Origin of the sequence: Bacillus sp. FSL K6-1145 (assembly GCF_038003425.1) — a bacterium.
Classification (GTDB): domain Bacteria; phylum Bacillota; class Bacilli; order Bacillales; family Bacillaceae; genus Bacillus; species Bacillus pumilus.
In genome coordinates this window covers 1,202,171-1,220,805 of the sequence record NZ_JBBOPC010000001.1, presented here as the reverse complement: position 1 = coordinate 1,220,805, position 18,635 = coordinate 1,202,171, and the positions used below count along the sequence as shown (strand labels likewise).

20 protein-coding genes are annotated in these 18,635 nt (G+C 39.3%); 6 read left to right on the top strand and 14 right to left on the bottom strand.

What is annotated here, in order from left to right; genetic code table 11:
- The first annotated feature begins 64 nt into the window (after positions 1–64).
- Complete coding sequence (locus MHH41_RS06010) at positions 65–835, top strand: type II toxin-antitoxin system SpoIISA family toxin (RefSeq protein WP_212045780.1); 771 nt, start codon at positions 65–67, stop codon at positions 833–835.
- Positions 804–980, top strand: a complete 177-nt coding sequence (locus MHH41_RS06005) for a type II toxin-antitoxin system SpoIISB family antitoxin (RefSeq protein WP_080984789.1) — start codon at positions 804–806, stop codon at positions 978–980. Before MHH41_RS06010 ends, MHH41_RS06005 begins: the two co-directional genes overlap by 32 nt.
- Positions 981–1,200: 220 nt before the next feature.
- Here the strand turns inward: MHH41_RS06005 and MHH41_RS06000 are convergent, their stop codons facing one another.
- Positions 1,201–2,100, bottom strand: a complete 900-nt coding sequence (locus tag MHH41_RS06000) for an N-acetylmuramoyl-L-alanine amidase (RefSeq protein ID WP_050945222.1) — start codon at positions 2,098–2,100, stop codon at positions 1,201–1,203.
- Positions 2,101–2,410: 310 nt separating this feature from the next.
- Here MHH41_RS06000 and MHH41_RS05995 point away from each other — a divergent pair, with 310 nt between their 5' ends.
- Complete coding sequence (locus MHH41_RS05995) at positions 2,411–2,959, top strand: ImmA/IrrE family metallo-endopeptidase (RefSeq protein ID WP_050945223.1); 549 nt, start codon at positions 2,411–2,413, stop codon at positions 2,957–2,959.
- Between the two features lie 16 nt (positions 2,960–2,975).
- On the opposite strand, the gene MHH41_RS05990 is transcribed toward MHH41_RS05995, so the two are convergent.
- Positions 2,976–3,599, bottom strand: coding sequence for a poly-gamma-glutamate hydrolase family protein (locus tag MHH41_RS05990; protein WP_050945224.1), 624 nt, complete (start codon positions 3,597–3,599; stop codon positions 2,976–2,978).
- 244 nt (positions 3,600–3,843) lie between these two features.
- On the opposite strand from MHH41_RS05990, the gene MHH41_RS05985 reads away from it, so the two are divergent.
- Complete coding sequence (locus tag MHH41_RS05985; RefSeq protein ID WP_044138938.1) at positions 3,844–4,215, top strand: DUF5412 domain-containing protein; 372 nt, start codon at positions 3,844–3,846, stop codon at positions 4,213–4,215.
- A 36-nt stretch (positions 4,216–4,251) separates the two neighbouring features.
- Here MHH41_RS05985 and MHH41_RS05980 read toward each other — a convergent pair whose 3' ends face one another.
- Entirely contained in the window at positions 4,252–5,076 is an 825-nt protein-coding gene (locus MHH41_RS05980) for a methyl-accepting chemotaxis protein (protein WP_050945225.1), read from the bottom strand.
- 220 nt (positions 5,077–5,296) lie between these two features.
- On the opposite strand from MHH41_RS05980, the gene MHH41_RS05975 reads away from it, so the two are divergent.
- On the top strand, positions 5,297–6,769 hold the full coding sequence (locus tag MHH41_RS05975) for an NAD(P)/FAD-dependent oxidoreductase (RefSeq protein ID WP_340865914.1): 1,473 nt from the start codon (positions 5,297–5,299) through the stop codon (positions 6,767–6,769).
- Positions 6,770–6,801: 32 nt separating this feature from the next.
- Here MHH41_RS05975 and hag (MHH41_RS05970) read toward each other — a convergent pair whose 3' ends face one another.
- From hag (MHH41_RS05970) to MHH41_RS05920, 11 genes are all read right to left on the bottom strand, one after another.
- On the bottom strand, positions 6,802–7,623 hold the full coding sequence (gene hag / locus MHH41_RS05970; protein ID WP_044141245.1) for a flagellin Hag: 822 nt from the start codon (positions 7,621–7,623) through the stop codon (positions 6,802–6,804).
- A gap of 289 nt (positions 7,624–7,912) precedes the next feature.
- Positions 7,913–8,752, bottom strand: a complete 840-nt coding sequence (gene hag, locus MHH41_RS05965; RefSeq protein WP_106029857.1) for a flagellin Hag — start codon at positions 8,750–8,752, stop codon at positions 7,913–7,915.
- Positions 8,753–8,980: 228 nt separating this feature from the next.
- On the bottom strand, positions 8,981–10,483 hold the full coding sequence (locus MHH41_RS05960; RefSeq protein WP_340865913.1) for a Kelch repeat-containing protein: 1,503 nt from the start codon (positions 10,481–10,483) through the stop codon (positions 8,981–8,983).
- 118 nt (positions 10,484–10,601) lie between these two features.
- The gene (gene alr / locus MHH41_RS05955; RefSeq protein WP_111912350.1) at positions 10,602–11,783 is read right to left on the bottom strand and encodes an alanine racemase; all 1,182 of its coding nucleotides are present in this window, start codon (positions 11,781–11,783) and stop codon (positions 10,602–10,604) included.
- 187 nt (positions 11,784–11,970) lie between these two features.
- The gene (locus MHH41_RS05950) at positions 11,971–12,573 is read right to left on the bottom strand and encodes a hypothetical protein (RefSeq protein ID WP_340865910.1); all 603 of its coding nucleotides are present in this window, start codon (positions 12,571–12,573) and stop codon (positions 11,971–11,973) included.
- A gap of 137 nt (positions 12,574–12,710) precedes the next feature.
- Positions 12,711–13,160 carry a GyrI-like domain-containing protein gene (locus MHH41_RS05945; protein ID WP_106035848.1) on the bottom strand — a complete coding sequence of 150 codons (450 nt, stop codon included), beginning with the start codon at positions 13,158–13,160 and terminating at the stop codon, positions 12,711–12,713.
- Positions 13,161–13,387: 227 nt separating this feature from the next.
- Entirely contained in the window at positions 13,388–13,621 is a 234-nt protein-coding gene (locus MHH41_RS05940) for a hypothetical protein (RefSeq protein WP_340865909.1), read from the bottom strand.
- Between the two features lie 224 nt (positions 13,622–13,845).
- The gene (locus MHH41_RS05935) at positions 13,846–14,979 is read right to left on the bottom strand and encodes a Rap family tetratricopeptide repeat protein (RefSeq protein WP_050945233.1); all 1,134 of its coding nucleotides are present in this window, start codon (positions 14,977–14,979) and stop codon (positions 13,846–13,848) included.
- Positions 14,980–15,211: 232 nt separating this feature from the next.
- Complete coding sequence (locus MHH41_RS05930; RefSeq protein WP_340865906.1) at positions 15,212–15,733, bottom strand: ClbS/DfsB family four-helix bundle protein; 522 nt, start codon at positions 15,731–15,733, stop codon at positions 15,212–15,214.
- Positions 15,734–15,972: 239 nt separating this feature from the next.
- Positions 15,973–16,398 carry a GNAT family N-acetyltransferase gene (locus MHH41_RS05925; RefSeq protein ID WP_212046032.1) on the bottom strand — a complete coding sequence of 142 codons (426 nt, stop codon included), beginning with the start codon at positions 16,396–16,398 and terminating at the stop codon, positions 15,973–15,975.
- A gap of 30 nt (positions 16,399–16,428) precedes the next feature.
- Positions 16,429–16,998 (bottom strand): TetR/AcrR family transcriptional regulator, encoded by a 570-nt coding sequence (locus MHH41_RS05920; protein ID WP_340865905.1) that lies wholly within the window; start codon positions 16,996–16,998, stop codon positions 16,429–16,431.
- 185 nt (positions 16,999–17,183) lie between these two features.
- Here MHH41_RS05920 and lpdA point away from each other — a divergent pair, with 185 nt between their 5' ends.
- On the top strand, positions 17,184–18,578 hold the full coding sequence (gene lpdA / locus MHH41_RS05915) for a dihydrolipoyl dehydrogenase (RefSeq protein ID WP_340865904.1): 1,395 nt from the start codon (positions 17,184–17,186) through the stop codon (positions 18,576–18,578).
- The last annotated feature ends 57 nt before the right edge of the window (positions 18,579–18,635 follow it).

Sequence of the window (18,635 nt, the reverse complement as noted above, 5' to 3'; positions counted from 1 at the left end):
CAGGGTTTCCAATCATATCCATAGAAATGAATTAAGTATCCATCTGTCTATGGGAGAGAAGAACATGCTATTATTTTTTCAATTGACCGTGTGGTTATTGCTAGGTGCTCTTGCTGTATATGTATTTGCCGTATGGCGCTTTGAACAAAAAGTAAAAGAAAAGATGTTTGCCATTCGTAAAACGTGGTATTGGATTTATGTAGCTGGTGCTGTTGTGTACTGGACAAATGACCCTTCTTCAATCTTCACCGATTGGATGCACTACTTGATTATTGCCGTTTTTTTTGCATTAACCGATGCATTCATCTTTCTCAGCTCCTATATTAAAAAACTCGGTAATCACGAACTGGAAACCGACACCCATCAACTCCTAGAACAAAATAACGATCTACTTCATTCTTACCTCAATAAGCTAAAAACGTACCAATACCTATTGAAAAATGAACCGATTCATGTATATTATGGAAGTGTAGAGGCATATATAGAGGGGATTGAACGACTCATTTATTCTTTTGCCGACAAAATGAATATTCAAGCGGTTCTTTGTCCATACGATACGCAGGAACAAAAAGATGACCTGCTGCGGACACTTGACCAGCGCTCTCTTATTCAGGCGAAGCTTGACAGGCAGGAAGTCTATTACGATGATTTCGGCAAATTGGTGCTCATCCCGTTTTCTGTAGCAGATGATCACTTCGTCATTAAGCTCTCCTCTGATGACATTGTCACTGAGTTCGACTATTTATTAATGACGTCACTTACAACAATTTATGACCTAATCTTGCCTGACGAAGAGGAAGGTGATGAAGATGGACCACGCACTTCAAGGGGATAACAACAATCGCAAGAAAAACCCTTTTAAGATTTTAAAGAAAAAGCAACATATTAGTATGGCGGATTACAAGGTAAGCCCCCATACTGAGCGTATTTTTAAAAAGAACGAACAGCTCTTGGATGAGTATAAAAATAAAAGGGCTTGATTACACTAAAGGACGCGGAACAAAATCCGCGTCCTGCTTCCATTTTCACATAGACTTGCATACAATAATCTATACGCTGCAACGATTGAGGTGCCAATAAATGAAAAAGAAAATCAAACAATTGAGATATGTTCAGTTTGCTGAATATAAGTCGTCGCCTTATATGCGTCGATTAAATGAGCAAAGTGAAGCAGTCATCCAATCATACAAACAGAAACACTCACTTACTTAACAGCTTCAAAAGCTTTTCCTTCGTTTTAGGTCCGTATACCCCATCACTTGTCAGACCATTTACCAGCTGAAAACGCGCTACGGCGTTCGCCGTTTTTTCTCCGTAAACTCCGTCTATTCCTTTATTTGCAGCTGCTTTATCAGGATAAAAATAAACAGCAGCAAGCGCCTGCTGGACGAGGCGTACATGCTCTCCCTTTGTCAATGGAGAAGTCACCTTTAAAACCCCATCTGGCAGCTCATACAAGCTCTTTGCATCGTTACGATAAATTTTGAGAACCTGTCCAATTTGAATCTTGTTCGGATCGCTAATGTCATTCCACTTCTGTAAATCCTGAACTGTGACCCCGTGAGCTTTCGCAATACTCGTTAACGTATCACCGCTTTTCACGACATACGTGATGACCGTCTCCGGATCTTCTGCCGTTCCAATCCCTTTTTTAAATTCATCCCAAGTAGATAGAAGCTGGCGTGGACATGCTTTTCCAGACCAGTACTGATGTGTGACCACGTTTGCTAGCGGAATGTGATGTTCTTTTAACAGCTTTTGAATGAGCCATTGTGCATGTTTGACCGCTTGCTGAAAATTCCCATCTACATTCTCACAAATTTCAATTCCGATCGACTTCCGGTTACCATTCCCATGACCATCCCCTGCATGCCAGCCATTTTCATTTAACGGCAGATGCTGAAAGATTTCATGATCATCCACTGTAAAGTGCCAGCTCACCTCTGTCGTTGGGCTTTTTACATAGGCCGCATGACTTTTCGCATCCGCTCCCTTTGACGTGTTTGCTGTGTTATGCACCGTTACATACTCCGGTGTCATCGCATATCCTGGGCGGTTTCCGTTTCCAACTGGAATAAAATCTTGATAAATTTGTACCATCTACTGCACTCCCTTTTGCTAAATTGAATTGATCTTTCTCATCAATCGGTGGCATTCGTAAGACAATACTTGTTTGTTTTCATGAGAAGACTATGGTAAAATTTGAATTCAATTCACTCTTTTTAGTCGTGAAACGTGCAAAAATACAGAAAAAAACAGGAATTAATTCCATTTTTCCTTGATTTTATGTTAAAATTGTTAAAAATAAGCCGATAATAAAAGTAAGTAATAGCTCATTTAGCTATTTAGTCCTATATGGACTTTTCTTTTACGCCAAAAATAGAACATACGTTTGTATGGAGGTTTTCAAATGACTGGTTTTTTAACCCATTTAGAAGAAGATATTAAGCGTTTATATGCTCAATTACAAATAAGCGGTCCTGCTTATAGAGAGATGCAAAGGATCGCTTCTGAATTTCGCGTGTGGGTCCATTACGAGGAGACTGGCAGCATGATGATCCAGCATCAAGGTCTTTACAGTATTATCTTAAACAGATCCCTATCACCTGAAGAACAGTGGCAGGATTTCGCCCACGAGCTTTGTCATGTGCTAAAGCATACAGGCAACCATTTCAAAATGAACAAACTCTTTCGAGAACTGCAGGAGTTTCAGGCAAAACAATTCATGTATCACTTTTGTGTTCCAACCTTTATACTGATGAAAATGAAGCTTCCACCCCTTCGGCAGCAAGCCATTTTGCATATTGCTCAAACGTTTCACGTCACTTGGGCTTTTGCTGAAAAACGGCTTGCCTTATTCGAACAGCGAAAAGCAGGTATTCGCTTTCAACAGGAGTTTACGTCTTATTTAATGAAAGCAGAAAGAGTCGCTGAAAAAGAAGCAGTTTATCAAACGTAAATCATCGCATAAAAGTTTATTCATAAAGGGCTAATACTTGTTTGAGTACATTTGTGTACCGATAAAATTGTTCAGTTTGTGTATCTCGCCGGTATTGACGCCTAAAGTCTTGAAAGAATGCTCTTCTTTGCGCCTGACTAATTTCAAGTTGTACACTTTTTCCTGTCAGACATTTGTTATTGATATTATCAGGATGCGTTCCAGAAAAACGATCAGATTCGGCTAGCAGCAATGCTTGAAAGCCATTTTGCGTTAAACGCTTCACAGTTTCTGCCGCTCTTTCTCTGTCTGTACCTCCCACTAACGTTTGAAGCACCTCTGTTTCTCCGTAGCCATGAAGTGCAAACGTATAATGATGGGTATGCACTTCTGAAAGGCAAAGCGGCTCATCAAAGCGTGTACTTGTAATATGAAGAACATGATTGCCTTTTACTTTAAGGCCTTCAAATAAATACATAGAATAGTCACTAGAAATTTCATGAACAAGCTCACTCACGCCTGATTCAATTCCTCCAGCATGAGGAGACAAAACTAGCAGCTGGTCACCTTTCCGCTTGTGAAGAATTTGATAATCAATCCCTTTTCTTTCATGAGCGGAGAGCTCTTCATAATTTTCATACGTATCGATAATTTGCCTCATGTCATCTGCTCCATTTCTTTATATGAGCATAAGTCTACTGATCCCTCATTCTTTTGTAAAGAGGTTTCGAATCAAATATACCACTTGAATTCTTCCTTAAATTTTCCTTACATTTACGGCATTCTGTTGAATTTTGAGAAAAAATGACCGATAATTGAAACGAATAGAACTTTTGGACTATATGAATCTTTTTGTATTCTCTCTCATAAATTAGAAATATTGTGATCTACATCTGGAGGAATTCATGTTAAAAAAGAAAACCACCCTCACTCTTATCATCTTACTCCTTAGCTTCGCTGGCATTATTTATTGGAAATGCTTCTCTCTTCAAGGCGTGTCTCACGGAACATTCATCCGCTCGATGTCATCACCTGACGGAATGTATATCATCAACACCTATCAGCATAGCGGAGGAAAGCTAAAGGAAAACGCAGTCAGAGCAGAAATTGAAAACAAACTGACCCATCGCAAGAAAACGATTTACTGGAAATACCCTGATAAGGACCCTCTCATCCAATGGAAAAACGGACAGCTTGTTCAAATTGGACATGAGTTTTTAAATGTGGTGAAAGGCGACACGTACGATTATCGCTTTGATCAGAACAAGAGAAAATAATGCATCAAAAAAACGAATCCCTCTTGGATTCGTTTTTTACGTTGACATGACGGTTTGCATGAATTTCTTCATATTCTTACTAACCGTCGTCAATCGATCGACAATTTCACTAAACTCTGTCACAAGTAAAGCCTGTTCTGATGAAGAACCTTTCATATGGTCCATACTTTCAAGTAATGTATGTATATTGGAGGAGATTCCTTGCAGTGAGCTTTCGATGTTTTCTGTTGCACGTGAAGTTTCACTTGAAAGCTTTTGAACCTCACTTGCTACAACACTAAAACCTGCTCCCTCTTTTCCTGCCCTGGCAGCTTCAATTGACGCATTCAATCCTAGCAAACTCGTTTGTTTCGAGATGCCTTTAATCATTTTTGTAATATCGGCTGTTTGTTTCGAGCTTTCAAGAGTTTGCTGCGTTTGTAAGGTCATCTCCTCACTTGTAGCAGAGAGCTCCTCTGAATGTGCCGCCACCACGTGCACTTTTTCTTGAATACTTTGAATAATGTCATTCAATGAATCCATATACGCTTCAAGCTCTATTTGATTTTTGAGTGGAAATCCTAAAGCGAGGGCACCAATCACTTGCCCGTTTTCATCAAAAATGGGCAATCCCATCGCATTTAATGGTACTCCATATACTGATTCAGGCACAAACATACTCGATGTCTCACCTCTCAGCGCTTTTTTCATATTCAGATCATCTGGTTTAATACGTTCACCAGCTCGAATTTGAAAATCAACATCTTTCGATGGCAAATACAGCAAAAATTTCTCTCGGTCAATGACACCCATCGTCACTTCATTTTTTAAAATCTGCATCATATAAGGTGCTGCTGTCACTATACTCTGTAGTATATCCATTTTCTCTACCCCCTTGTATTATTTATCGGTCGTTCTTCTTAAAATAATAGTTTTTTTAAAAAATAATGATGATGATGAAAGTTATTTCTCATATGTACGAGTAAAAAGAAGGAAATTCCCTCTTTATATTCAACAAAACGTAATTTTGCTATAATTCAAGTATCAACATATGATGAAATGGTCATGTAATCATTTTATATATTCATTGGAGGCGCATGTTGTGAGACAACCTATGACATATGAGCGGGCGATCGTCATTGGCGGCGGCATGACGGGAATACTCGCTGCAAAAGTTTTATCAACGTTTTATCATCAAGTTTTCATTATCGAAAAGGACGAAATGCCAGACTCTCCTAAGAATCGTCTCGGCACTCCTCAAGCTTTTCATCCACATAGAATGCTGCCACTAGGCAAGCAAATAGTGGAACGTCTATTTCCTGGTTATACAAAAGAGTTACTGACAATGGGCGGATTTAATACGTGGCATCAAACCTCTCGATTTATCACAAAAGATGGTGAATTAACGCTTACTGATGCAGAAGAAACAGCCGTTACAAGACGTGCCATGCTAGAGTGGGTGCTGATGCAAAGAATGTTAAATGAGGGACGGGTGCAATGTTTAGAAAAACATGAAGCCCTCTCACTTCAGTTGCAAGAGGGAACAAACCAAGTCATTGGACTGGTCGTGAAAGATCGGCATGAAAAACCAGGAAGCATTCGTGAAATGAAAGCAGACTTAGTGGTCGATGCGTCTGGAAGAATGTCTAAATTGCCAAAATGGCTGAAGGATGCTGGACTGACCTTACCACGGGCAGATGAATTAACGGTGTCACTCGGTTACAGCACAAGATACTACAAGATACAACCAGAAGCGCCATACCAGCAATCAATGGTCGTCGTGGGTCAGCCGGAAAGGCAAATCCCAACAGGACTATTTGAACGGGTAGATCATGATTTAGTAGCTGTTCTTCTCTCTGCAGCTGGCGGATCACATTATCCAACAACAGACGCTGATCAATTTGATTCAGAAACGGCTGCACTCGCGCATCCCGCAATAGCAGATGCCATCACTCATTTAACGCCCTATACAAAGCCAAAAGGATTTAGAGTCCCTTCTTGCGTGAGATATCACTATGAACAAATGCACGACTGGCCAAGTGGATTATTGGTGATGGGCGATGCCTTGTGTACATTAGATCCCATTCATGGTCAAGGAATGACAAAGGCCGCACTCGAAGCACAAACTCTTGAGCGCATGCTCAAACAAGCACAAGAAAATGAGCGGCTATCTTTTGAAAAGGACACATTACAACAAATGCAGCACGCGAGTGAACTTGGCTGGTGGCTTTGTGCAATTGCTGATATGGCGTGGGAAGGCGTCGAGTTAAAAGGAGAAAAAACCATTCCTCATTTAACGTTTGTACAGGAATTTTTAAATCGCTACGTACAATACGCCATTGTCACAAAACAGCCTAAACGTCTTGAAGCGTATCACCGGATGCATTCTTTCTTAATAGAACCGAGAGACATCATCAACTTAGAACAGCTGCTTGACATGATTCAAGCTGACACTTCTGGAGAAACGGCTGAATGGTGGAGTCAGTGGGATCAAGAGGACGATAAACGCAATCGAGCTTTTTTCCATGAAGCGGTTCCTGACTTTCGTTTACAGCACTTGCTTTCATTAGATTGAAACAAAAAAAGCCCCTTAGTGGGGCTTTTTCATTAACGTAATAATTGAAGTACGTTTTGCGGCTGTTGGTTTGCTTGAGCTAACATTGCTTGAGATGCTTGAGAAAGAATGTTGTTCTTTGTGAACTCACTCATTTCTTTCGCCATGTCAACGTCACGAATACGTGACTCAGCAGCTGTTAAGTTTTCAGCAGAAGCACCAAGGTTGTTGATTGTGTGCTCGAGGCGGTTTTGGACTGCTCCAAGTGCTGAACGCTGTTTAGATACTGCGCCGATGGCTTCATCAATTTTTGCTACTTCAACGTCAAAGTCAAAACCATCTTCATTTACTTTAATATCTTTGACAGTCAAGGTTTCAGCGTCCATTTTGCCGATCTGAACGTTGATATTTTGCTCAATGTTAGCGCCAATTTGAAATTGGAATCCATCTTCAACGCTACCATCCAACAGATTTTTTCCGTTAAATGCTGTACGCTGAGAAATTCCATCAATTTCATCTACCAAAGCCGTGAGCTCTTCTTGAATAGCTGTTAAATCTTCTGTTTGTTGAGTCCCAACGTTACCCGCTTGAACTGTTAATTCACGCATACGTTGAAGGATCGCATGTGTTTCAGTTAATGCACCTTCAGCTGTTTGAATAAGAGAGATACCGTCTTGTGCGTTTTTAGATGCCATTTCTAAGCCGCGGATTTGTCCACGCATTTTTTCAGAGATGGCAAGACCTGCTGCGTCATCTCCTGCACGGTTGATACGAAGACCAGAAGAAAGCTTCTCCATGTTCTTTTGCCCTGCTCCATTGTTTGCAGACAAACGGTTCAGTGTGTTAAGTGCTGCGATATTGTGGTTAATTCTCATGTTTCATGACCTCCATGTGTTTGAACCAATTGAACATCCTTGTCCAAAAGTTCTAAATTAGAATTTTTTCGTAAGCCTTACAATCCATTTATCGAACATTAATGGAATTTGTTTAACAAAAAAGGAATAAATGAGGTGAAAGTCTCATTCGTTATGATCGTTTCGCTAGAGTATGCCAAATTTAAAGGTCATTTTTCATGATTTGTCAGAGGGATTTAAGAATCATAAGACTGGAGAAAATACGAAGAAAAAAACAGCATAAAAAAAAGCCCCATAAAGGGGCCTGTCATTAACGTAGTAATTGAAGTACGTTTTGTGGCTGTTGGTTCGCTTGTGCAAGCATTGCTTGAGACGCTTGAGAAAGAATGTTGTTCTTCGTGAACTCACTCATTTCTTTCGCCATGTCAACGTCACGGATACGAGACTCAGCAGCTGTTAAGTTTTCACCAGAAGCACCAAGGTTGTTGATTGTGTGCTCTAGACGGTTTTGAACCGCACCAAGTTTACCACGCTCAGAAGATACTTTATTGATTGCAGCATCTACTTTGTCTAATAAAGCATCTGTATTAGCAGCTGTAGCAGTTGTTACAACGTAATCTGCTTTCAACATATCAAGACCAGTAGCAGCAGTACCCATGTTACCAATATTAACAGTTAATTGTTGAGTTTTGTTAGCACCGATTTGGAAAGTAAATCCATCTGTAGCCGTACCATCAAGTAATTTTTTACCGTTGAATGCAGTACGATTAGAGATACCATCTACTTCATCTAAAAGGTTGTCGATCTCATCTTGGATTGCTTTAAGATCTGTAGTAGCATCTTGTGTACCAGTATTACCCGCTTGAACAGTTAGTTCACGAACACGTTGAAGGATTGAGTGAGTTTCAGTCAATGCACCTTCAGCTGTTTGGATAAGAGAGATACCGTCTTGTGCGTTTTTAGATGCCATTTCTAATCCGCGGATTTGTCCACGCATTTTTTCAGAGATGGCAAGACCTGCTGCGTCATCTCCTGCACGGTTGATTTTAAGACCAGAAGAAAGTTTCTCCATGTTCTTTTGGCTTGAAGCGGTGTTTGCAGACAAACGGTTTAATGTGTTAAGTGCTGCGATATTGTGGTTAATTCTCATTTCCTATTACCTCCATGTATGTGGGACCTGACAGACGTCCTTGTCTGAAAAAAGTCCGTTATTCTAGGGCTTATCAACCCTGACAATTCTATTATCGGACGTGTTTATAGGATGTTTAGCAGATTTTTAAAAAAATATCACTTTTTTTCATGACGTTGATCCTAACTTTAACAATTCTATAAAAAATGCTGCTGATTTTAAATCAGCAGCTTTACCATTTTAAAAATATCAGTATTGTTTGATATCAAACATTAAGATATTTTGGTACACCACGTAATCCTTCTTACTTGTGAAGGGGCCTTTATTGTGTTCATCATTGATTTCATAGAAGTTCATCCCAATTCCAAAACTTCTTTCTTTATACCAGTTAAGAAAATCGTTAATTTCTTTCGTTGATAGCAAATAATCCTTTTGCAGTCCGTTTATCATGGTAATTGAAAGTATACCTTTTGTTACTTCTTCTCCAGGTTTTGTTCCGTCCTGATCTTTCGGTTCTTCGGTTGTGCCATCACCAGGCTTAGTTTCGTCCTGATCTTTCGGTTCTTCGGTTGTGCCATCACCAGGCTTAGTTCCGTCCTGATCTTTCGGTTCTTCGGTTGTGCCATCACCAGGCTTAGTTCCGTCCTGATCTTTCGGCTCTTCTGTTGACCCATCATCAGGCTTTGTCCCGTCCTGATCTTTTGGTTCTTCGGTTGTGCCATCATCTGGCTTTGCTTCACCTTCAGCAATTTGCAATTCTTTTAATGAAATAGAAATCACTGATTTGTAATCACTTTTAATCGATTTTGAATGATAATATTCTTTGAAATTCCTTCCACCTATGATATATATCGTACCATCAAGTGTTACAGCACTTGATCCCACTCTAGCTTCAGGCAATTTGCTTATACTTTTTTTCACAGAATTAGACATAACATCATAATATTGTGTATAAGGTGAGATTAGGCTGGATCTGTCATCGTCATACTGACCGCCAGCCATAAACAATTTCCCCTGATATGTTGTAAATGCAGCCCCTAGTTGATAAAACTTCAACTGTGACTTTGTTTGTACCCATTGATTTGTTTCAATGCTATATTCATATACTTGGGCATTTTTATGATTACTAACTGTTCTTTCCCCACCTGTGGCATAGATTTTATTGTTAATGACTTCTGACATAGACATACCAGTAAATTGCTGAGGAAACATTTTTAATTGTTGCCATTTATCCGTTTTTGTATCATAACTATAAAAATTATGTTCTTGATTAGGACTTTTATTCGTTGCAAGAATATAAATTTTATCATTTACAACACTTGCACTTATATCGCCTTTTGTCACAGCTAGGTATGGTATATTAATTGGTGCTTCTGCCCATGTATCTAATTCTGCATCATAAATATCAATCGTATTTGTGCTATCTTGATATGCTCCTCCAATGATATATACTTTTTCACCTATCGCCACTGCAGCACTATCTGTTCTTTCTCTTGGCATGTCAGCTTTTGAACTCCACTCATTTTTGTGAGGATCATACATGTAGGTATTTTTATTACTATATGATTTTTCACTGCTTCCCCCAAAAACAAAAATCTTCCCATCTACTACTGCGGAACTAGAATGAAGTCTCTCTTCCGGTAAGTCCGCTCGCTTCTTCCAGCCATTTGTCTCTGCTGCATAAGCTTTTAACGGATGAATTGTGACCATCATAAAAATGGTCAAAAGCACTAAAAATAAACCTTTTTTCATCATTTTTTTCCTCCAAATCTTAAATATCCCTCCTTTTATCGACATATTTGTAATAAAATTTAATTTTTATCATTGTACACCAGAATGAATATCTCCAAAGTACATCTGCTATTTACCCTCACACATACATCACCGGCGTTGATATTTTAATAATCTTCCCGCCTCGACGATAAAATCTTGGGACGCGGCGGCTTAAGGTGGCGATGACTTCGTAGTTGATTGTATTGAGCATTTCGGCGATTTCATCGACAGAAATTTCTCCGCCCTTTTGACGACCGTATATGACGACTTCCTCACCTTGCTTTGCTTTCATTTCTCCTAAACTGATCATCGTCATATCCATTGTGACTCGGCCAGCAATCGGCATTCGTTTTCCGCGGAAAAGCATAAATCCCCGATTTGATAAAGCACGTGAGTACCCATCTGCGTAACCGATCGGTATGGTCGCAATGACTTCATCCGGTTTTGCTACATATGTTGCACCATAACTGACGGTCCTTGGCTCTGTCACCATTTCCTTTACGAACGCAATCCTTGCTTTTAAACTGAGAGCGGGCTCTAGCTGAACAGCGTCTAAGCTTTCAATGTATTGCGAGGGATACAGACCATATAGCCCGATGCCCAGCCGAATCATATCGGCGCTAAATTCAGGAAACGCGATAGCAGCCGCTGTATTGTTCATATGTACGGTTGGCAGCTTAATTCCTTGTTTTTTCAAAAAGCGAAGAAATTCAATAAAAATGCTGTGCTGCAGCAGCGTGAAGTCAGGGTCAGGCTCATCTGCAGTGGAGAAATGCGTAAAAATCCCGTCCCATCTAAGGTTTTCACTCTTTTCAAGAGCTTCCACCACTCCTAACAGCTCTTCCTTCGTTCGTACACCTAATCGTCCCATCCCTGTGTCGACATTGACATGAATCCCAAGCCGGCGCTGACTTTCTTCTTCCGCTAAGATCTCATTTGCTTCAACAATCCAGTCTTCACGAAGGCCAGATAGATCAATTCTCCAGGCCGCAGCCCTTTTCACACAGTCGAGCGGGGTAAATCCAAGAACCAAAATCGGTGCTTCAATTTTTGCTCTTCGCAGCACAATGCCTTCCTCCAAGCTAGCAACTGCGAGCTCCGTCGCACCGCTTTCCAGTGCCTGCCGGGCTACCTCCACTGAGCCATGTCCATAAGCATTCGCCTTCACGACAGCCATGATCTTACTTTTCCTTGGAATATGCGCTTGAATGGCTTCGATATTTCTTTTAATCGCATCGAGATTGACTTCGATCCAGACTTCCCTGCATAGCTTTTTCATTTATATTTCCTCCTCATCACATGAGCGTTCTTTCTATCTCCATGTTCGCTTTTGCGTCTAGTCTATCTTTATTCATTTTTGAGAAAAACATTCAACTACAATGACTGGACCTGCTTTGTCTTGTTGCACACAAAAAAAGAAACCACATCAACTGTGATTTCTTCTCTATGTGCGATGATATTCAATTTCATCCGATCATTGCATCAATATCATGATAAATCTCCTGTAAATTTTCCCGTTCACTTAAGTATTGAACATTGCTCTTACGAACAGGCACATCAAAACACAAGAAGTTGATTGTCATCGTGGACGATACTTGATCATTCATTGTGAACCTTAATTCAAGCGTCGAAACCTCTTCTTGATCATCACTCTCCGCTACATCATCAATCGGCACACCATCTTCTAACATCTCAACTTGTTTCAAATCTTTCATGGATAGTTCAGTGACTGCAAATCTATTTTTTCTAGTTGACCCGCCAGGCTGATGTTCAATAAAGCGCATTTTCTTTAACTCATCATCAATCGCAAAGCCCTTATCAACTTGCTCCGAAAAGATATAGGTAGATGCCTGAAACCCATCTTCGTGAAAAAGCATCATCATTTTGTCCAATAATATGTTGGGATCATTCTGTTCTTTTCGTCTTTGACATCTACCGGCTATGATTAAAATGACCAGTCCTCCGATGATGCTAAGAGCCGTTCCCCATCCATTCCCTACATCTACGAAAACAGTAAAACCTAAAATAGTAATCATAAAAGCAGTGATAATGCCTATGATGAATATCACTCAATGCTCCTCCTATCATGACCCTTCATGAATGGTTTAGCCATAGTATAGCATTTGAAGTAAGGTGATTTAAGAATATTTATATGAAGAAAACAGACCATAAAGATCTGCTTTCCCATTGAACTTCATTCAAGTGTTTAAAAGATAGGCAGTAAGAACTCACACATGCCTTCTTCTTCTCTATATCTCTCCATAATAGATGCCTGACGCATGTTCAATTGATTGTTTTGGATCATTTGAGGCAATTGGCTCCAAAACAAATTCACTTTTTCGGTTGTATGTGTCACTGTAAACACAGCATACTTTCCCCCTTCAAAATGTCCAGTCTGAACCATTTGATCTTTTGAGAAATCTCTATTTGTCATCAACATGAGGTCGTATCTGCATTTTTCTGGTGAAATTTTTCCAGGATCATCTTGAGGAACACCATATATACCAAATTCCTTTAATTCATCATTTAATTGATGTTGATTGATCCATTTTTTAAATCTCTTCATCATCTCTACATTTTCTTTGCTACCATATGGTCCTATATTTCTCATAAACACCATTTTCATATTCGTTAACATTTCAATTTTGTAATTCATGATTTCCCTCCAACTCTTATTGGAAGATTGGCCAATCATTCCTTACATCCAACGGTAACATCCTTTAAAATATAATACAGTAGGATATTAAAAATAATTGAATTATGTTGGAAAAACATTCACAGGAATTGCGATTTAGATCATAAATTAAGTCATCTCATTTTCTCTTTAAATAGCATATCCAATTTTTTAAAATAAAAAAGAACGGTCTTTAGCCGCTCAATTGTTTATTGATTTTCCTTTGAAGATTTAGTAAAGAGAAGGGTGACAATCAAATAGATAATTGTTCCGAAAAACAGACCATTTAACAAGCTGATAAACAATATTTCACAAACCAGGCCAACATAATAAGACACTGGCGTCCCTGGAAACACAGCCATATTGAACAGACTAATCATAAAGGTTAAAGCAAAAAATATAATGAAAATCTTTCGAAATACTGTTGATTTTAACATTGTCATTTCACTTCCTCCTCAGTATGTTTTCTATGAAAAAAATATTCTTTGTTCATAGCGTATATTCCGTTTTATAGTAAAAAGCCCATAAAGGGCTTTTTACTTAAGCAGTATAACCAATACTTGCAGTATGACCTCTCCTAGCTTCATCATGACTTGCTGTCACTTCAGACGTAAAATAACCAACAACACTTATGACACTAATCATCACGAATACTACTGATAACGTTTTAAATTTCATACTGACAGTCCCCCCGCTTTACTTGAGTTTGGAAATAAAGAATCTTTTCATAGAAATGCATCGCATTGTCTTTATCTCCCATTTCATTATAATATTTTGCAGCATCTTTTGCTAAATCTTCGAGGTCAGGATACATTGACTTTACTTCTAACAATTCCATTATTTTTTCCAACTGCTCAAAATTGTTGTCAATGTATAGGGATCTTAAAAACTTGAATATCAATAATAGAACATGGTCTTTCAGCTTTTCAGATAGTTCTATGCCGTTATTTAATGCATATGTACCTAAGTCCTGTTCTTTCTTTTTGAAGTAGGCTTTTGACAACATAATGAGCGGATCTAAGATTCTATTTAAATGCTCGTATCCCTGCTCTTTAAATGCTCGAATTGAATCATTAAAGTGAATAATCGCTTGTGCTAATTCTTTGTTATGAAAATAACTCAACCCTAAATTATAAAGTGCTGATCCTTTTAATCGTTTTGTTGAGTTGTCGGCGGCTTTTTCTAGTGCGTGCTGAAAATGGGGTATGGCTTTTTCGGGGCAGCCCATATCGATATAGTTTAATCCAATGACAAAAGAACATTGAATCTCTCTAACAGTGTATGTATCTTTTTCTCGGTAACATTCTATCGCCTGTGCGATATGGTGCATCGACATGTGGGTTTGTTTCATGTGGTAATAGATTTCTGCCATCTTGTAATTGAACTCGGCACGTTCAATATCGTCGCTGACAAGAGACAGCTTTTTTTCTGCCCGCTTATAGAAGGTAATCGCATTTAGGTATTCATAGTTTTCAAATTCGTACATGCCGTAGAAAAAATTAAAGTAATACTCGAGCAATCCTGTTAATTTTTCTTGATCCCTTTTGATCTTCATTGCGAGTTCCCTAAAGTTCGCCCGCTCTTTCCCATTTTCTAAAGGATTTAAGTAATCAAGCATTAATTTATGTCTGAACTCCATGAGTGAGAAATACAATAATAAATCTTGATTTTCTTCCATATGATCAAGCATTGATTTGATTTCCTCTTTATATGCTTCGGCGTCCGGTACGTTAAATCGTTGAATATGATAATACCATTCATTGATTTTCAAACCGACGTGAGAAGAAAGTACTTTCTCCATCAGCCCTTACCCCTTCCTCTATTTCCCCTATAATGACATATATTATCATTTCATGAGCCATCCGGCACCGAAAAGAAACCGCAAAAGAACAAAAAAGCTTCTTCTAAAGAAGCCAAGTGATTGATCGTCATTTTGATAAGGAGGAATAACTGAGCTCGCGCCCCTGTACTCTCTGAAATAAGATGATACAATCAGGTCTAACGAAATATTTACATCAAGTATACCCTTCACGTCATACTTGATTTAATCGTTTCCATTTACGAATTTGAGTACGGAAATTTTTAAAAGGGGCAACGGTATTCACACGAATAAATTTATAAACTGGCCAAACTGCCTTTGCTGTAGCGCCATCCGCCCATTTTCGTTGATGAGGTTCAAACACTTCTGCTTCACTCATACGATCCAACATATCACAAATAGTTAACACATTCTGTTTGAGCTGAGCTCTTAATGCGACTAGTGATTGACAGGCATACTTCTCATTAAAAAGAGAATATAATGCGCCAAGCTGATTCCATTTGTATCCTTCTGCTGGCGTATGGACAACTTTTCCTTCAGTTTCGTTTTGCTCCCATTGAAGCAGCAGGGTTGTCCAACCAACTTGATAGGCCAAGTTTTCTGCAGGAGTTCGGCTTACATCCTCTATTCGATCATCTTTCATTTCTTCTGGAATCATATCGAATTCTTCATCGTATTGATTGTACGATTTCATGATTGCTTGTTTTAAAATGTCTTTCGACTCATAGGTTGTCATCATATTCACCTCTAGTTCTTTTCGTGAAAATTTTCCTCAGAACACATCTTGCAAAAGTAAAAAAAATAACTAGAGCTCATGATACTGAATTATTCTAATGTTTTCTGCTTTATTGTCTCTATTATAATCAAACTCTTAATCGAGCAAAAAAGCAATAGCATTTCTGGTTAAATGAAAGCATCTACGTAAGTTTAATAAAGAATATCTATAAAACCGGCTGCGAAAAATAAAGACACTCTTTACGTTCTATCATAAACAAGCACCCAGTATTTCGCCCCAGGTTCCCCTTCTTCTACAACAGCCTTCCAGCCTCTTTTTTGATAAAAAGACAAAGCTTTGTGATTGTCAGAGACACATTTGAGGGTGACCGGTGTTCCGAGCACTTTTATAGCATGTTTGAGAAGCAAGTCGCCAGCTCCTTGACCAGCAGCTTCGGGATGTACAAACAAGAGGTGAATAAAACGATCTGGTACATATAGAGAAATGAATCCGAGGATTTTATTGTTTTCCTCTGCTAAGAAAATTTGCTCTTCCAGCGTATCTTGATCAAAATCTTGCAGATTGATTTCTTCTGTATTGAGCCAGTGAAAGCTCTGACGGCGGGATTCTAAATAGATTTGTCTTAATTTTGGATAATCTTCTATGCTTGCTTCTCTAATCAACATCACAACATCCCCCCTGTTTTTATTTGAATGTTAATTCACCTCTAGAATGTGTTTTGCCTGTATTCTACCTGCCAATAACAATTGATCGCTGAACTGCGAATCATTGACAGCACGTGCAAGAGCGATTGTACCGACCATGCTGCTTACTAGTGCGTAACTCGTAGAGAGACCGATGTTTCCCGTATCGGCTATAAACGCCATAAACCGTTTCAATTCAGCCGTATAGGCTTTCCGTACCTCTTGCGATAATTGAGAAATCTCCCCTGCAAGTGCAGGCAGTATACAGCCGACCTCCGTCTGATCACGGTGAACGGAACTTAAATAGAATTCAATGATCGTCTGAATTCGAGACTGGTCTGCTTTCTTGTCTGCAACACTTTGCAGCAGCTTTATCGTATCAGTAATAGCAAAATGAAAAGCCTCTATCACCAACTGATCCTTGTTCTTAAAATGAGCGTAAAACCCTCCATGAGTTAGACCTGCCCCTTTCATAATGAATGGCAAACTGATATTACGAACGCCATTTGTTCGAAATGCTCGTGCAGCACTTGCAATGATTTGCTCTCTCACTTTTGACTTATGACCTTTCGGATAAGGCATCTTTTTACTCCCCTCCTTCACTTTAACTCTTTTTAAGTGTCTTTATCAAAATATTATAATCATCATATTTTCTTGTGTCAATTGACTGAAATCCATCTTTCCTCACTTAGATGGGATTGACTCCATCAAAATATGATGACTATAATATATTATGATCATCATATTTTAAGGTGGAGGTGCAAGAAATGATTCATTTAGAAACAGTAGATACTTTAGTGATCGGATCAGGTCCGGGAGGCTACGTGGCGGCATTACGTTCAGCTCATCTCGGCATGAAAACAGCGATTGTAGAGCGTGATCAATTAGGTGGAGTATGTACCCATGTAGGCTGTATCCCTTCTAAAGCGCTAATAGCAGAAGCAGAGCGGTTCAAACTCCGCACACAATTGGGGGTTTTTCAAGAAAGCGGCTCTTTCAAGGATGCTCAAGCGTTCAAAAAAGCAGTTGTGAAAAAACAAGCTGGAGGCGTCCAATTTTTGCTAAAGTCAGCGGGAGTTACCATTCTGGAAGGTGAGGCAAGCTTGATCGATCATCATACAGCGGTGATTCAACATGCCGAAAAAGGTGAAAAGCGAATCAATTTCAAACACCTAATACTAGCAACTGGTTCCCGTCCAATCGAAATTAGAACACTCCCTTTCGGAGGTCGTATATTGTCTTCAACTGAAGCACTATCCCTTCCTAAAATTCCGAAAAGCCTTGTTGTAGTTGGAGGTGGTTATATTGGGGTTGAACTAGGACAGATGTTTGCAAGGTTTGGAACAAACGTCACCATTTTGGAAGGTGGCAATCAAGTATTGCCTGGCTTTGAAAGTGAACTTGCCTCGCCTGTCGTTCGACAATTGAAAGAAGATAACATCACCCTGATTACAGGAGCACACGTCACAGATGCCAAGCAACATATAAACGGAATTGATCTTCATTATGAGAAACAGAAAGAAAGCTGCACGGTGAAAGCGGAATATGCACTGATTACTGTCGGAAGAAAACCGAATACAGATGATTCATTAGGCCTTGATTCTATCGGGTTGTCCATTACCCCTCACGGACTGATTGAAGTTGATGAACAATGCAGAACATCCATTCCGCACATATATGCCATTGGTGATATCACCGAGGGTCCTGCTCTGGCTCATAAAGCTTCCTATGAAGCGAAGGTTGCAGCAGAGGCAATCGCTGGTAAACCTTCTATTATAGATTATAAAGCGATCCCACTTGTTGTGTTTTCCAGCCCAGAATTGACAAGTGTTGGACTGAGCGAAACAGATTGCAAGCAACAATCCATTCCGACTGTCATTGGAAAAACAATGTTCTCCATTAATGGTCGAGCGCTGGCATTAAAAGAACCAGAAGGATTTGTGAAGATTGTAGCTCATGCCGAATCTGGCCTTATTTTAGGAGCACAAATCGTAGGTGCAGAAGCATCTACTCTTATATCAGAACTTTCTCTCTCTATTGAAATTGGTGCTACAGTAGAAGATTTAGCAATGACGATTCATCCTCACCCAACATTAGGTGAAATGATCATGGAAGCTGCAGAAATGGCCACCCGTAAAGTTGAAAAATATCTTGCACGATAATTGGTTCAGGTGTAGTTTCTAAAATTGAGCAAAAATAATCGCCATAGCTTATTTATT